Raw genomic sequence first — 16,091 nt, forward strand, 5'->3', positions numbered from 1 at the left:
AGAATGGGTTATTTTACGAAAAGGATGGATTATTTTATTCTTTTTTAAATTGCATTAAAACCGGCGTTAAATGAAAAGAACGGCGCTAAGAAAACGAGAAGGATTCGAAGGACAGCTTCTGATTGTGCTTCCAAAGAAAATTGTATCCGACTTTCTAACAAAAGATCCAATTACCAGGCAGGTGTATATTACAGATATAGGATATTACCCAAAGGCCTATGGGCACTACGTTGAACGGCCGGCCGGGGTAGGACAGAACATCCTGATCTATTGTGTGGAGGGGAATGGTTGGGTAGAGATTAATAAAAAGAAAGTGGAAATAGCTCCTTCACAGTTTACTGTTATTCCGGCAAATATGTCGCACAAGTATGGTGCGAGTGAAAATGAACCATGGACAATATACTGGATACATTTTAAAGGGGATGTTTCAGCTGCCATAGTAGATCTTATTATGGAAGGATCGAAAAAATTAAGGCCGAGACTATCTTATAATGAAAATCGCATCAAGCTTTTCCAGGAGATCTATAGCAATTTGGAGAATGGTTATAGTGATGATAACCTGCGTTATGTGAATATGATCTTCTATCATTTTCTTTCATCCATTGCTTATGAGGATAAATTTAATAATGCTGCAAAAACAGAAGAAGATGATATTATAGCAAATACTATTCAGCTCATGCAAAAGAAGCTGCATACAGTTTTTGCACTGGACGATTTCGCGCGTATGGCCAATCTTTCCACGTCGCATTTTTCCGCTGTATTCCGCAAAAAGACTGGCTATGCGCCGATTGAATACTACAATCATTTGAAGGTGCAGAAGGCTTGCCAGTACTTATCATTTTCTACTAGTAGTGTTAAGGAGATTGCGTATAATCTCGGCATAGATGATCCTTATTATTTTTCGAGAATGTTTACGAAGTTGATGGGCGTATCGCCGAGTGAGTATAGAAATAAAACAACGTAGGATGTAAGATGTCAGATGTACGATGTTAGATGTTGTGCTGTCTTACAATTTGTAATGCTATCACATCATGCATAACTTGTCCTACATCTTGAAGATGTAGGACAAGTTATGCATACGGTTTGTTCCGCTTCCGGCAAGCCTTGCAGAGATTGATAGATTCGCAAAAACATCGCACTGTTACACCTGAGTACTTCGTAACTCATACTTTGTACTTGCAATCACATCGTACATCTAACATCGTACACCGTACATTTCTATCATAAAATAATCCATCCTATTCATAAGATTATCTATTTTTTGAAGACTGCATGCAATCTAATTTGCATCATAATAATTACTCTTTAACAGGAAGGTAATTAGCATGATTGCCATATGATATTGCTGAGCCAATTCAATTATATCCCGTCATCTAAATAACTATCCTGCTGAGCTATCATGTAATTGTCCATCAAAAACCAGATGTTGTTATGATGTAATCATCTGTGCCTGATCCTTCTTTTAAAAATCATAACCAGTCATTATGAAAAGTAGATTATTGCTTATGCTATTGTTGTGCCTGCCATCGATGTACCTGATGGCACAGACCACAACTACCATCAATGGAAAAATCATTGACAAAAAAAATGGAGCACCTGTTCCGGGTGCAATGATTTCACTGAAATCAAATCCCAAAAAAATTACCACATCCAATGAAGCTGGACAGTTCACAATTGACGTCCCTTCACAGTCAGAAACATTATTGATTCATTCAATCGGCTACAAAGACCAGGAAGTTCCTGCAGGTGATGGCTCCGCACTTACTGTTAGTCTTGAACCGGGCGACAACGGCAGTCTTGAAGAAGTTGTTGTTGTGGGTGTTGTAATGAAGAAAAAGGACTTGACCGGTGCAGTTTCTTCTATCAATTCAGATAAGATTGCGCAAACACCTACCACAAGTATCAACCAGGCTATGCAAGGCAAAATGCCTGGGGCACGCATCGTGTCTAATCCTACTCCTGGTGCAGATGCATCTATTAAAATCCGCGGTAACAACTCCATCCAGTTTGGCACTAATCCAATATTTGTTGTGGACGGAACAATCATTGATGGCAACTTCAATACATTAAATCCTGACGACATTGCTTCTGTGGAAGTATTAAAAGACGCTTCCGCGACAGCTATTTACGGTTCAAGAGGTGCCAATGGTGTTGTACTTGTAACAACAAAAAAAGGAAAGAAGGGCGTTGGGAACATTTCATTTAACAGTTGGGTTGGATGGCAGTGGTTCAGCAAAAAGATGGACCTGATGAATGCACACGATTTGTATAATCTACGTGTTGATGCTTATGCCAATAAATACATGGAAGAAAATCCGAATGGCGACAGACAGAAATATATTGATGCAATTACCAGCGATACCGGAAATGTTTTTGCTGCGTATGAACAACAAACTTATAAAGAAGGCAAATCATATGATTGGTTAAAGCCTGTAACGCAGAGTGGTGTACAGCAAAATTATACACTTAGTTTCTCTGGTGGTTCCGATAAAGGAACTTACCTGGTAAGCCTTAATTACACTGATCAGAAAGGGTTGATAAAAACATCCGACTACAAACGTTTTGGTGGAAGGGTAAACGTTGAACAGAATGTAAAGTCATGGCTAAAGATTGGTACAAACACAAGCTTTATCCGTTCTACGAATGATGTACCAAGTGGCGATGTGTTTAACATGGCCATCAATGCAAACCCGTTGTTACCGATAAACGATACGATGCAATACCTGAAGTGGGCGGACATCACTGATCAGGGTTGGTATAATCCTATCAAGAGTCTTTCGCTTATCAGCAACAACAATATGAACAGGCTGATCTCGTCTAACTATATCAGCCTTAATCCTGTTAAGTATCTGACTATCCGTTCTACTTTGTCCGCAGATATAATGGATCAGCAGAACTATTCTTATGTGCCTATCGGAACAGGACAGGATACACGCGGAAGCAACCACGGTAGTGCAACGCATTACAAGGCTGAAACGTATAGCTGGCAATGGGATAACACAGCATCTTATAGCAGGTATTTCGGAAGGAGCTCTGTAAATGCGATGGTGGGTGCATCTCTGCAACAGAAGAATTCTAACTACAACCAGGTAAATGCATATGGATTTCCCAGCAATGATTTCACTTACATGAATCTTGGTGCGGCTTATTCAAGGGATAAATTTAGTCTGGGTTCTGGCTTTGTAACGAACACTTTGGCTTCTTATCTTGGCCGTGTTGATTACTCTTTCGATAACAAATATTTCGCGACAGCTACATTGCGTTATGATGGTTCTTCAAGGTTTGCGCCGGGCAACCAATGGGGTGCATTCCCATCACTGGCTCTTGGTTGGGATATGTCACGCGAAAACTTCATGAAAGATATCTCATGGATCAACAGGCTTAAATGGCGTGCAGGATATGGTATTGCAGGTAATCAGAACATTCCTGACTATGCATTTGTCAGCCAGTATTCACCGGTATATTCCAATGGTCAGGTTACATATAATTCAGATGGCAGGAAAGGCAATCCAAATCTTTCATGGGAAAAACAAAAACAACTTGACATCGGCCTCGAACTTGTATTGCTGAAAAATCGCCTGAACATTACAGCAGATTACTTCAATATCGTTAACAAAGACCTGTTGATGGTGCAGACGCTCAATACTACATCAGGATTTAGCAACCAGGTGTCTAACGTTGGAGCACTTAAAAACACAGGTGTTGAAGTGAATGTGAACTATGCCGTAATTCAGAAGAAGGATCTCCAGTGGAATGTAATGGTGAACTTTTCATCAGATAAGAACAGGATCACTAAACTTTACGGACAAACGCAAGCCATTTATAACAAAGGCGGATTTACTGGCGTAGAAATTCAACGCACAGGCAACTTATTTGTAGGGGAATCATTAAACAACATTTATACTTACAAATTTGATAAGATTGCCCAGGAAGGTGATAAGGACGCTTTGAACGGCTACAATTTTGCAGGGCGAATGGTGCATCCTGGTGATATAGTTCCTGTTGACAGAAATGGCGATAAAGTGATTGATGATAAGGATCGTTATGTTGTTGGTAAACTTGATCCCAAATTTTATGGTGGCTTTGGAACTGATCTCACTTACAAAGCTTTTTCATTAAATCTTTTCTTCAATTACTCTTCAGGTCTTAAGCGTATCTCCAGCTTTTATGAAAGTATGTTGAGTTCCGGTGGTATGCTGGCTGTATCTCATGTAGATATGCTTAACCGTTGGACACCCACAAATACAAACACAAACATCCCTCGTGCGATGTACGGTATTGCGAGGTTTAATCCGGGTGAAACAGATCTGGCCATTCAGAATGCTTCATTCATCAGGCTTTCTACTGCAACGCTTTCGTATACTCTCCCAAAAAGTGCAGCAGGCCATATGTTCCTGGATAATGCAAGAATTTATGTTACAGGAACTAACCTCTTATTGTTTACAAAAGATAAGGGTTTTGATCCGGAAACCGGTGACGGCTTTCCTAACAACAGGTCTATCGTTGTTGGTTTAAATCTCAACTTATAATTAATACGCCTTAAAAGAAATTTTTATGAAATACAAACTGTTTCTATTCATTATAATTGGATTTGGACTGGCTACCCAGATCTCCTGCAAAAAATTCCTGGATCAGCAGCCTAAAACAACGCTGACCGAAGAGGAAGTTTTCAGTAAGCTGGAAAACATAGAGCCATTGATCAGCGGTCTCTACACCAAATGGCGCGATTCCCGAAAAGACAGGGGCGGATTTATGTTTCAGTTAGGTGGCGATGAATCTCAACAGGGTGCGTACCAGGTAATGACAGATCCTGATCAGTCAGGCCTTGACAAATACAACGGATTTCTTGCGCCGACAAATAACGCACTTACTGCACAATGGGATCTCCGTTGGCCGATTGTTAGTGCCGCAGCTCAGGTGATCAACAAGTTGGGTTACATAACAGAAGATACAGCCAAAGGGAATTTTTTAAAGGGCGAAGCCAGTTTTATCAGGGCTGCTGTTTCCTTCGAATTAACGCAGTACTGGGGCGAAATTCCGATTATTGACCAGGCGAATCAGGACAAACTGGGCTATGGCAGGCAGCCATTGAATAAAGTATACGAATTCCTTATCAACGATCTCCAGTTTGCTGTCGCTCATTTACCAGAAACGCAGGATGATAAAAAACGTGTGACAAAATATGCTGCGATGGCACTGCTTGGTAAAGTATATATGTATGCACCACAGGAATCTACATACAAAGATTTTCAGAAGGCTGCGGATATGTTTAACGGGATCATCACATCCGGTAAGTATAGTCTTGTAAACAATTTTGCAGACCTGTATGATCCATCCAAACCAAATAGTTCAGAGTCGCTATACGAATTCCAATTCAATAATACATGGCCTGATAATAATCAAACGCAATGGCAGATGGGTTCAAGAGCTTTAGCTAATATCGATGGTAACTGTTACTTTGGTGGATATGATTTAATGGTGCCGACAAAGTACTGTTACAGCGATGTTGCGCAAGGCGGCATTTGGGAAACAGGCGACGTTCGTAAAGCTCAAAGCATACGCTACGATTTTAAGTACAAGGACAAAATGCCGACAATCCCTTCCGGCTTTGGTGGCGACGAGCTTGATCCGCACGTTAAGAAATATGAAGATCTCCGCACAGATGGCGTCATGAGTTTCTGGTTGTCAGGAAAGAACATTCTTTACATACGCTATGCAGATGTGTTGTTGTGTTATGCAGAGTGTCTGAATGAATTGACACGCACTGCTGAAGGTGTGGATATCGTCAACAGCCAGATTAGAAAAAGAGCATTTGGCGGAACACTGCCGGCAAATATGCAATGGAGCCAGGGGATGAGCCAGGATGAGTTCCGCACAAAGATCCTTGACGAGCGTATGCGTGAATTGTGTTTTGAAGGATGGCGTCGCATGGATCTGATCCGCACAAACAAATTTGTTACCCTGATAAAATCCCGCAACAAATGGTCTGCAGAAAGTGGATCTGTCCAGGATTTCCACAAACGTTATCCTATTCCGGACACGGAAATAAAACAGAATCCGGATATACCGGCAAGTGCACAGAACCCGGGATATTAATTTTGGTCTGTCAATATTCGTAGAGGCGCGATGCATCGCGCCTCTTTTATTTCACGCATCGTCCTCCTTTTATTTTTTATTTGATGCATTGCCCTTCCATTATTTGCATTGCGTCGGTATTATTATATTCAAATATTATTACATTTGAATCCGTTTCACAACCCTTAAAAAATTTTATGTCCCAGTTATTCAGAAACAAATACCGCATTACATCCACGCGGCTACAATCATGGAATTATGCAAACCCCGGTATGTATTTCATAACAATTTGTACGAAAAATCACGCGCACTATTTTGGGGAAATTGTTGTGGCAGACGCGCAATGCAATGCGTATCTACGGCAATCCGCCATTGGCCAAATCGCCCATTCCGAATGGTTAAAAACACCCGAAATACGCCCCGATATGAATTTGCAGTTAGGTGAATTTGTGATAATGCCAGATCATATGCATGGGATCGTGATTATTGGCGATAATCATCATCGTAGAGACGCGATGCATCGCGTCTCTGATTCAAATCCGGACGAAACGCAATTTAGAGACGCAATGCATTGCGTCTCTACCATCGCACCGCAATCCAAAAACCTGGCATCCATCATCCGCGGATACAAATCCGCAGTTACCACGTTTGCCCGGAAAAACGGCATCCTATTTGATTGGCAACCGCGGTATTATGATCATATCATCAGATCGATGGACGAATACGAACGCATTTCCGAATATATCGTCAACAATGCCTATAAATGGGCTCAAAAGAACAATAAAATCTAGGTAAATTAGTAGAGACGCGATGCATCGCGTCTCTACTTTAATCAATTTTCATGGCCAAATCTGTCAAACCATCCGATGCTGAACAGGTTGCTGATCATATCTCCAAACTGGAGCCCGAAATAAAAGAAGTTGTACAATCGGTCCGTGAGATTATTTTAAGCGTTGATAAAGAAATAGGAGAGCGAATCAAATGGAACAACCCGAGCTTTTATTATACAGGTAAGATGCAACCTTTTGATCCGAAAGAATACAAAAGGGAAATAGCTGTTTTTAATCTTTTTAAAGGAAGAATAATGCTTGTGCTGCCCAGCGGCGCCAAGGTAAATGATCAATCGGGTCTGCTGGAAGGTGATTACAAAGATGGAAGAAGAACGATTGTATTTACCGATGTAAAGGATGTTCAATCTAAAAAAGAAAGGTTGAAGGGTGTTATAAAGGAATGGTTGAAAATGGTTGAAAAATGATTTGTAATCGGTCCATTTATTTACCCCCGCAAACAAAGATCCCCGGCTTTCGCCAGGGACCTTTGTATAATCAAAAAAAATCCGCGTTTTAATGGTAGAGACGTAGCACTGCTACGTCTCTACGAATTTTACGAACAACCCATGCTGTTGCCGCAATTCAAACATTTGTAACAGGTACCGCTGCGAATGGTGATGTGACCGCACACATTACATGTTGGGGCATCACTCTGCATGTTTTTCGCTGCAGCATTCACTGCATCTAATCCAACTTCTGCTTTTACGGCAGCCTTCTGTGCTTTCTGAGGCTGTGCGGCAGCATTGTTGGCAGAACCAACCACACGTACACTGCTTAATTCAGGTTTGCCTAACAATGTAACGTCACCTTCGTCGTCTCCATTGTTCTCAACCGTAGGTTTATCTATAACATGCACCAGATCTGTTCTGTTCAGGTAATCATACGCCAGTGAACGGAACACAAAATCTACAAGCGATGTTGTTGTTTTGATATTCGGATGGTCTACCATTCCGGCTGGTTCAAACTTGGTGAACACAAATTTTTCTACAAACTCTTCTAACGGAACACCGTACTGTAAACCAACAGATACAGCTATCGCAAAACAGTTCATCAGGCTGCGTAAGGTAGATCCTTCTTTTGCAAGGTCAATAAAGATTTCGCCTAAGGTTCCGTCGCTATATTCACCCGTGTGCAGGAAGATCACCTGTCCGCCAACTTTTGCTTTTTGTGTAAAGCCTTTACGTTTGCGTGGAAGCGTCTTTCTTTCAACGATGCGTGAAAGCTCTCTTTTTAATTTAGTATCTGTAGAAGCCTGCATGCGTTTGGTTACTTCTTCAAGCAACTCTTCAACGGACAATTTGCTCAGGTCTACAATATTTGATTCCGGTTGTGCTGCTGCTTTTTCTGTTTCCTCTTCTTCTTTGCCTTCGCCGGTTTTCTTTTTCTTGTCAGATTTATTGCTCAGCGGCTGGCTCAGTTTAGAACCATCGCGGTACAAAGCACAGGCTTTAAGACCCAACTGCCAGCTCAACATGTAAGAATCAGCTATTTCTTCAACAGTAGCCTCGTGTGGAAGATTGATTGTTTTTGAAATAGCTCCACTCAGGAATGGTTGACAAGCAGCCATCATTTTGATGTGACCGTGCGCATGGATAAAGCGCTGACCTTTTTTGCCGCATTTATTTGCGCAATCAAACACCGGTAAGTGTTCTTTTTTCAGGAACGGAGCACCTTCGACAGTCATAGTACCGCATACATAATCGTTTGCAGCGTCTATCTGTTCGTCAGTAAATCCTAAAGCTTCAAGAAGATTAAAGCTCCAATCGTTGTATTGTTCAGCGGTAAAGCCCAATCTTTCCAGGCAGGCTTCACCTAAAGTGAATTTATTGAATACAAAACCGATTTCAAAAGCGCTCTTAGCTGCATCATTCAGTTTTTTAACTTCATCAGCAATAAAGCCTTTCTCACTTAATGTCTGTGGATTAATAAATGGAGCGCCTTCAAAAGAAGCGGCACCTACTGCATATTTAACTATGCCGTCGATTTCTTTTTCAGAATAACCCAGGTTTTTCAGCGCTGTAGGAACACTCTGGTTAATGATCTTAAAATAACCGCCACCAGCTAATTTTTTGAATTTAACCAGTGCAAAGTCAGGTTCAACACCCGTTGTATCACAATCCATTACAAGACCTATAGTTCCTGTTGGAGCGATCACAGTTGTCTGTGCGTTGCGGTAACCGAATTTTTCACCAAGCTGAACTGCGTCATCCCATGCTTTTGTTGCAGCCTTCAGAAGATCTTCAGGACAATATTTTGCGTTGATACCAACAGGTTTAACGCTCAATCCTTCATAAGCTTCGCTTGCATCATAAGCCGCAGCACGGTGGTTGCGCATTACACGCAGCATGTCTTCTTTGTTCTCTTCATATTTAGAGAAGGCACCCAGTATTTCAGCCATTTCAGCTGAAGTCTTGTACGCAACACCAGTCATTACCGCACTGATTGCGCCGGCAATACCTCTTGCTTCTTCGCTGTCATAAGGAATACCGCTCACCATTAATACAGTGCCCAGGTTGGCAAAACCTAAGCCAAGCGTTCTGTAATCATATGATAATTGAGCAACGTCCTGGGAAGGGAACTGAGCCATCAACACAGAGATTTCCAATACTACTGTCCATAAGCGGCAGGTGTATTCAAAACCTTCAATATCAAATACATTTTTCTCAGTATCGAAGAATTTCATCAGGTTGGCACTTGCCAGGTTACATGCCGTGTTGTCCAGGAACATGTACTCGCTACAAGGGTTAGATGCGTTAATGCGTCCACCCTGGGGACAAGTGTGCCATTCATTGATGGTAGTGTCGTATTGCGTTCCGGGATCTGCACAACGCCATGCAGCGTATGCAATCTGGTTCCATACTTCGCGGGCCGGAATTTTCTTCATTACATGTCCGTCAGTACGGGCAGTTAATTCCCAATCTTCATTATTCTGAAGTTTGTCGAAGAATTTATTCGGAATACGAACAGAGTTATTAGAATTCTGACCGGAAACAGTCAGGTAAGCTTCACCTTCATAATGGCTATCATAGCCAGCATTGATCAATGCACCAACTTTCTTCTCTTCTTCGACTTTCCAATTGATGAATTTCATGATCTCCGGGTGATCCAGATCCAGGCACACCATTTTAGCAGCGCGACGGGTAGTTCCGCCTGATTTTATAGCGCCGGCAGAACGGTCACCAATTTTAAGGAAGCTCATCAATCCGCTGGATGTTCCACCTCCACTTAGTCTTTCACCTTCACCGCGAATCTGAGAAAAGTTTGTTCCAACGCCAGATCCATATTTGAAAATCCTCGCTTCACGAACCCAAAGGTCCATAATACCACCTTCATTTACCAGATCATCACCGACACTTAATATGAAGCAAGCATGCGGCTGAGGGCGCTCGTACGCATTTTGAGATTTTTTCAGCTGACCATCTATGGGATCAACATAATAGTGACCCTGAGGTTTTCCTGTTATGCCGTAGCTGGAGTGCAACCCTGTGTTAAACCATTGTGGGCTGTTGGGAACGCAAGCCTGGTTAAGAATGCTGTAAACAAGCTCATCGTAAAAAACAGTAGCATCTTTTTCAGATGCAAAATAATTATAACGTTGTCCCCATTCTTTCCAGCAATTAGCCATACGGTGTGCTACCTGCTTAACGGAAGTTTCACGTCCAAGGCTACCATCCGGCTGGGGAACGCCAGCCTTGCGGAAGTACTTTTGAGCAAGAATATCAGTTGCAATCTGGCTCCATTGAGCTGGAACCTCCACATTTTTCATTTCAAATACAACTTCTCCGTTAGGATTTCTGATCACACTGGTGCGGTAATCATAGACAAATAAGTCAAATGGGCTGGTACCCTCTTTTGTAAACCGACGTTGAAAGGTCAGGCCTTTCCTGGGTTGTTGCTTCGCCATATGAGGAAAATGTTTATGTTGTGATTGGATTTTTTTATTAAAATTCCACCCCCTTTAGTTGGTACGGTTGACGAAAATATCTTGCCTTTTCGAAAAAACAAATGTTGAAATATGCACAAACTGTGGATAAGGAATTTGAACTTTCTGTGAGACCAAACTAGTACTGCTTTTCAGTCAATATTCACAGAATGAGGATAAGATTTTTTTAAAATAAAGGTTGAAAACCTAATATTTATGTACGGTGTAAATATACGGAATTACCAGCGCGCAACAACCGGGCCATTGCAACAATTGCATGAATTTTGATGTTTAAATAATGCATGTTTATAGTCTTTCAAATTGCTGCCGTAACAATATAACTGCCTGTGAGTTTTAACCCGGTAGGAAAGATTTTATAACATATTAAAAAATAAACGTCTGAAACAGAAAACTTTTTTGCATTTTTGCAAATAACAGGCACCCATCCATTAAGCATGAAGAACGCGTTATATCAAGAACTTACGGAAAGAAAAAAGCTGGGACGAAAATCGTTTGCGGTGTTAATTGATCCTGATAAGGTAAATTCCTCTTCAATAGAACAATTGGCTTCGCTTTCTGTGGCAGCCAATGTGGATTACTTATTTGTGGGCGGAAGTCTTGTTATTGCAGATAATCTTGATGAATGCATACAGCAGCTGAAAGCCAGCTGCAATATTCCGGTTATACTTTTCCCCGGCGCCCCTTCCCAGGTTAGCAAATATGCTGACGCGCTGCTATATTTATCATTGATCTCCGGCCGCAATCCGGAATTGTTGATCGGGCAGCATGTGATCAGTGCGCCTTTTGTAAGGCAAAGCGGACTGGAAATTATGCCAACCGGCTACATGGTTATTGATGGTGGAGCACCAACTACGGTTTCCTATATTTCAAATGCATCTCCTATACCTTCTGACAAAAACGATATCGCAATGTGCACGGCCATGGCCGGTGAAATGCTGGGCATGAAGCTGATTTACATGGACGCAGGCAGTGGCGCCAAAAAGCCGATCTCTGAAGGAATGATTGAACGCGTAGCCAAACACATTGAAGCTCCTTTAATTGTAGGTGGCGGTATTACAGACCCGGAAAAGGCTTACCGCAACGGAAAAGCCGGTGCCGATGTAATTGTGATAGGCAACGCAATCGAGAAAGATCTTTCTCTCATTAAAGAAATGAGTGATGCGATCCATTCTGTGCCAGTGTCTTTGTAAGCTTAAAGCCTTATTGAGTAAAGCTTAAAGCCTAAAGCCCAAAGCTTAAAGCTTGTTTCATCGAACATTATTGATTTTCGTCTTTTTGCTGAGGTTCTATTTAGTGTCCTTAAGGTAATAGCAATGGAGATCTTTAGGAAGGAATAAATTCATCTTTGCCCGAAAACCATTGGGCCAGACAAATGAGTTTTAAGCTTTAGGCTTTAAGCGCTCAGCTTGTTTCATCGAACATTGTTGATTTTCGTCTTTTTGTTGGTTAATATTCATCCTACTTAGGCTTGAGTGCAACCACTTTCAATGCAAGGAAAACCTATTGGTACGATAATTTATTATCGATTCACTTAAATCACCAGGTAAGATGGTTGAGTTTTAAGCTTTGGGCTTTAGGCTTTATGCTTTCCAAGATGTTATTAACCTTCTCTCCCTCCATTAAATTTCAACAAAAAATTTTAAATGTCTGGCAGGCTTTATGTTTGTACAATCGCCAATTTTGTAAATAAGATAAAACAGTCTTAGTATCTAACATGTCTGTGTACAATCAATCCCGTAGCAGGGTTATTCAGATCATATTTATCACCATTTTGCTGGTAATTATCGGGCAATTATTGAATCTCCAGGTTTTTTCTTCCAAATATAAACTCCAGGCAGAAAGCAATGCATTGTTCCGCAAAGTCATGTATCCTGATCGTGGAATTATCTACGACAGGCAGGGACGTGCAATTCTTGAAAATACGATCATGTATGATCTTGTGATCACACCTTCGGAGATAAAACAAACAGATACACTTGCGTTATGCAGTATTTTAGGAATTGATACGTCTGAATTCAGGAAAAGGGTGTTAACTGCCATCATTAAAAATTCCCGCTATAAATCCAGCGTTTTTGAACCCCTGTTAACGCCGGAGTTATATGCCCGCCTTAATGAGAATATGTATAAATTTCCCGGTTTTGTTCTTGCAGAACGTCCTGTCCGTAATTATCCTTTCAACACAGCAGCTAATGTGCTTGGTTATCTTGCCGAAGTTGACACTGGCTTTCTGCGTAAGCACAGGGAGGAAGGCTATGAAATGGGCGATTATACCGGCATGACCGGCCTTGAACGGCAGTACGAAAAAGTGCTGATGGGAACACGTGGTGTGAAACAGTATTTAAGAGATAATAAAGGAAGGATACAGGGATCTTTCCAGGGCGGACAATATGATACGATGGCCACGGCCGGTAAAAGTCTTCACCTGAGCCTGGATGTTGAGTTGCAGCAATTAGGTGAGGAGTTGATGACAAATAAAGTGGGCACCATAGTTGCTATTGACCCAAGAACCGGTGGCATTCTCTGCATGATAAGCAGTCCGACTTATAATCCGAATTATTTGACAGGGCCTGACAGAAGAAAGCACTTTTCCTCATTATATGTAGATCCCCGTACGCCATTGGTAAATCGCGCGTTGGGTTCAACTTATTCGCCTGGTTCAACCTTTAAAACAGTGGTTGGTGTAATCGGTTTGGCTGAAGGTGTTATCGACAAGAATTTTACCATTACCTGTAATGGCTACTTCCCTGGTTGCGGAAACGGCAAACCCAAATGCCTTGATAAAGGAACATTCAACTTAACAAGTGCCATCGCTCATAGTGATAACAGTTATTTTGCTACGGTTTATAAAAGATTACTGGATCAGGGACGTTATGGTAACGCAGACAGTGCACTAAAAGTGTTTAATAAATATGCGTATTCGTTTGGGCTGGGTAATCGTCTGGGAATAGATATGCCCTCTGAACGAAAAGGTAATATTCCGCTTTCGTCCCTGTATGAAAAAAGATATGGTTCACGATGGGTGAGTTGCAATTGTATTTCTAACGCGATCGGACAGGGTGAGGTTTTAACTACCATTACACAGCTGGCGAACGTGATGGCGACTATTGCAAATAAGGGTTGGTATTACACACCGCATCTTGTAGATAGTATTGAAGGTGGAGATAAGTTTGATATGTTGTCTCCTTACAGAGTGAAGCACCAAACGGAGAATATTTCGCCCTCTTATTTTGAAGCCGTACACAACGGCATGCAGGGTGTAATGGAATATGGTACCGGCGCTGCGGCCCAGGTGCCGGGTATTGTGGTTTGCGGCAAAACGGGTACGGTTGAAAACTATGATCACGGTGTAAAACAGAAAGATCACGCCTTCTTTGGCGCTTTTGCTCCACGCGATAACCCGCGTATTGCCATAGCGGTGATGTGTGAAAATGCAGGTTTTGGCGCTAGTTCTGCGGCCCCGATAGCCAGCCTGTTGATTGAAAAATATCTGAAAGATTCAATTACGGATCCGGCAAGAAAAGCGGAAGTTGATCGTGTAACAAAGCTGAATCTCATTCCGGCAAAAATGCTGAGGGCGATGGCTACACAGGATTCTCTCAAAAAAGTAAAAGAGGCTTTACGATTGTTGCAGGAGCAGGAAGCTGTAAAAGATTCTGCCGGCACCGGCGAGAGCGAGCCTTCCGAATTTGAAGCAAATCCGGCTCCAGTGAAACCGGATACTGCTCCGCCTGCTAAGACAACAACTCCTAAAAAGAGTTCAACACCGGTAAAAAAGGCGCCCAGGAAGCAAAATACACTAAAACAGGAGGCTGTTCTGCCTAATAATGAGGAGCGAAATAACAACCGTAACTACAAAAGAGTTTAATGGCGACGTATCAGAATAAATCTATATCAGAGGGAATTGACTGGCTTATCGTAGGCATATATGCTATACTGGTTTCTATTGGCATAATGTGCATTTTCATGGTGGAATACAAACCTGATACAGACTGGCTGTCTTCATTTTTCAGCGGAAAGACAAACTACAGCAAGCAGTTGATATTTGCTGGCGTGTGTGTCGTAGTGGCAACTTTTATATTGTTAAGCGACAGCAAGTTATACACGGCTTTTGCCAATTTGTTATATGCGTTTGGCATATTGCTGATGCTGGCAACTTTTGTAATAGGGAAAAATATCAATGGTTCTAAAAGCTGGATTCCATTAGGCGGAGGCTTTAACCTGCAACCTGCTGAACTGTGTAAGATTTTTACTGCGCTTGCACTTGGTAAGTATCTGTCGCAATTAGATACTGATTTTACCAAGCTTAAATCTCATGCAATAGCTACAGCTATTGCGCTTAGTCCTGCACTTTTGTCCATTTTACAAAATGAAACCGGCCTTGCGTTGGTATACGCCAGTTTTTTTATTGTAATGTATCGCGAAGGATTGCCCGGAACCATACTGGTTGTAGGGTTTTCGTTCGGTGTGCTGGTAGTAGCAACACTGGTTATGGAGCCTAACCTTCTTGCCATTATTCTTACTTTAATAGCGGGTGCGGTTATATACTTTTTACGACGTAGTATAAAGCGGGATAAGGGTGTGTTAATAGTTGTACTGCTGTTGTGGGTAGGCTGCGTGGGCATTCAGCGTTTCGCAGTTCCGTATATTTTTAACAACGTGCTACACTGCTACCAAAGTCAACGTATCTATAGCATGGTGGGTAAAGATTATGACTGCAGCCTGAACAAAAGTGCGCAGAAGATGAGTGAGCGGGATAAAGTAGCCAAGAAGCCAGATGATTATAATGTGCGCCAAAGTAAAATTGCTATCGGCTCAGGCGGTATTATGGGCAGGGGTTTTTTAAAGGGCACCCAAACAAGAGGTAAATACGTGCCGGAGCAACATACTGACTTTATTTTTACATCACTTGGTGAAGCGTTCGGATTTACCGGATGCGTGATCTTTCTTGGTATCTATGCGTTGTTGCTGTTGCGGATTGTAGTTATTGCAGAACGACAGCGAAGTACATTCAGCCGCGTATATGCCTACAGCGTTGCCAGCATTATCTTCCTTCATATCGCGATAAATGTATGTATGACGATCGGTTTATTCCCGATTATTGGTATTCCGCTGCCGCTGATCAGTTACGGCGGCTCATCCTTGCTGACCTTTACAATTTTAATATTTATAATGGTAAGATTGGATGCGGACCGGCAGATGGTGTTGAGATAATGTACGATAAAAGGTATCAGGTATCAGGTGTC

The 16,091-nt window shown here is 41.9% G+C and carries 9 protein-coding genes; 8 read left to right on the plus strand and 1 reads right to left on the minus strand.

What is annotated here, in order from left to right; translation table 11 throughout:
- Window positions 1-70: 70 nt before the first annotated feature.
- The 5 genes from QTN47_RS25125 (at window position 71) to QTN47_RS25145 (ending at window position 7,330) form a co-directional block, all read left to right on the plus strand.
- Window positions 71-964 carry an AraC family transcriptional regulator gene (locus QTN47_RS25125; protein ID WP_369332206.1) on the plus strand — a complete coding sequence of 298 codons (894 nt, stop codon included), beginning with the start codon at window positions 71-73 and terminating at the stop codon, window positions 962-964.
- A gap of 520 nt (window positions 965-1,484) precedes the next feature.
- On the plus strand, window positions 1,485-4,529 hold the full coding sequence (locus tag QTN47_RS25130; protein WP_369332207.1) for a SusC/RagA family TonB-linked outer membrane protein: 3,045 nt from the start codon (window positions 1,485-1,487) through the stop codon (window positions 4,527-4,529).
- A 25-nt stretch (window positions 4,530-4,554) separates the two neighbouring features.
- Complete coding sequence (locus QTN47_RS25135) at window positions 4,555-6,096, plus strand: RagB/SusD family nutrient uptake outer membrane protein (RefSeq protein ID WP_369332208.1); 1,542 nt, start codon at window positions 4,555-4,557, stop codon at window positions 6,094-6,096.
- Between the two features lie 176 nt (window positions 6,097-6,272).
- Window positions 6,273-6,866 (plus strand): transposase, encoded by a 594-nt coding sequence (locus QTN47_RS25140; protein WP_369332209.1) that lies wholly within the window; start codon window positions 6,273-6,275, stop codon window positions 6,864-6,866.
- A gap of 50 nt (window positions 6,867-6,916) precedes the next feature.
- On the plus strand, window positions 6,917-7,330 hold the full coding sequence (locus QTN47_RS25145) for a DUF1801 domain-containing protein (protein ID WP_369332210.1): 414 nt from the start codon (window positions 6,917-6,919) through the stop codon (window positions 7,328-7,330).
- Between the two features lie 128 nt (window positions 7,331-7,458).
- Here the strand turns inward: QTN47_RS25145 and QTN47_RS25150 are convergent, their stop codons facing one another.
- Entirely contained in the window at window positions 7,459-10,809 is a 3,351-nt protein-coding gene (locus QTN47_RS25150; protein WP_439100198.1) for a vitamin B12-dependent ribonucleotide reductase, read from the minus strand.
- 473 nt (window positions 10,810-11,282) lie between these two features.
- On the opposite strand from QTN47_RS25150, the gene QTN47_RS25155 reads away from it, so the two are divergent.
- The 3 genes from QTN47_RS25155 to rodA all read left to right on the plus strand — a co-directional run bounded on the left by QTN47_RS25155 (window position 11,283) and on the right by rodA (window position 16,059).
- Window positions 11,283-12,038 carry a phosphoglycerol geranylgeranyltransferase gene (locus QTN47_RS25155; protein WP_369332211.1) on the plus strand — a complete coding sequence of 252 codons (756 nt, stop codon included), beginning with the start codon at window positions 11,283-11,285 and terminating at the stop codon, window positions 12,036-12,038.
- Between the two features lie 524 nt (window positions 12,039-12,562).
- Entirely contained in the window at window positions 12,563-14,713 is a 2,151-nt protein-coding gene (gene mrdA, locus QTN47_RS25160; RefSeq protein WP_369332212.1) for a penicillin-binding protein 2, read from the plus strand.
- A complete protein-coding gene (gene rodA / locus QTN47_RS25165) occupies window positions 14,713-16,059 on the plus strand; it encodes a rod shape-determining protein RodA (protein ID WP_369332213.1) in 1,347 nt (448 codons plus the stop codon). The genes mrdA and rodA overlap by 1 nt, the downstream gene beginning before the upstream one ends.
- The last annotated feature ends 32 nt before the right edge of the window (window positions 16,060-16,091 follow it).

Origin of the sequence: Danxiaibacter flavus, from assembly GCF_041060425.1 — a bacterium.
Taxonomy (GTDB): Bacteria; Bacteroidota; Bacteroidia; order Chitinophagales; family Chitinophagaceae; genus Danxiaibacter; species Danxiaibacter flavus.

Coding starts and splice junctions, on each gene's coding strand:
- QTN47_RS25125 (WP_369332206.1), top strand. CDS start 71: ATGAAAAGAACGGCGCTAAGAAAACGAGAAGGATTCGAAGGACAGCTT.
- QTN47_RS25130 (WP_369332207.1), top strand. CDS start 1,485: ATGAAAAGTAGATTATTGCTTATGCTATTGTTGTGCCTGCCATCGATG.
- QTN47_RS25135 (WP_369332208.1), top strand. CDS start 4,555: ATGAAATACAAACTGTTTCTATTCATTATAATTGGATTTGGACTGGCT.
- QTN47_RS25140 (WP_369332209.1), top strand. CDS start 6,273: ATGTCCCAGTTATTCAGAAACAAATACCGCATTACATCCACGCGGCTA.
- QTN47_RS25145 (WP_369332210.1), top strand. CDS start 6,917: ATGGCCAAATCTGTCAAACCATCCGATGCTGAACAGGTTGCTGATCAT.
- QTN47_RS25150 (WP_439100198.1), bottom strand. CDS start 10,809: ATGGCGAAGCAACAACCCAGGAAAGGCCTGACCTTTCAACGTCGGTTT.
- QTN47_RS25155 (WP_369332211.1), top strand. CDS start 11,283: ATGAAGAACGCGTTATATCAAGAACTTACGGAAAGAAAAAAGCTGGGA.
- mrdA (WP_369332212.1), top strand. CDS start 12,563: ATGTCTGTGTACAATCAATCCCGTAGCAGGGTTATTCAGATCATATTT.
- rodA (WP_369332213.1), top strand. CDS start 14,713: ATGGCGACGTATCAGAATAAATCTATATCAGAGGGAATTGACTGGCTT.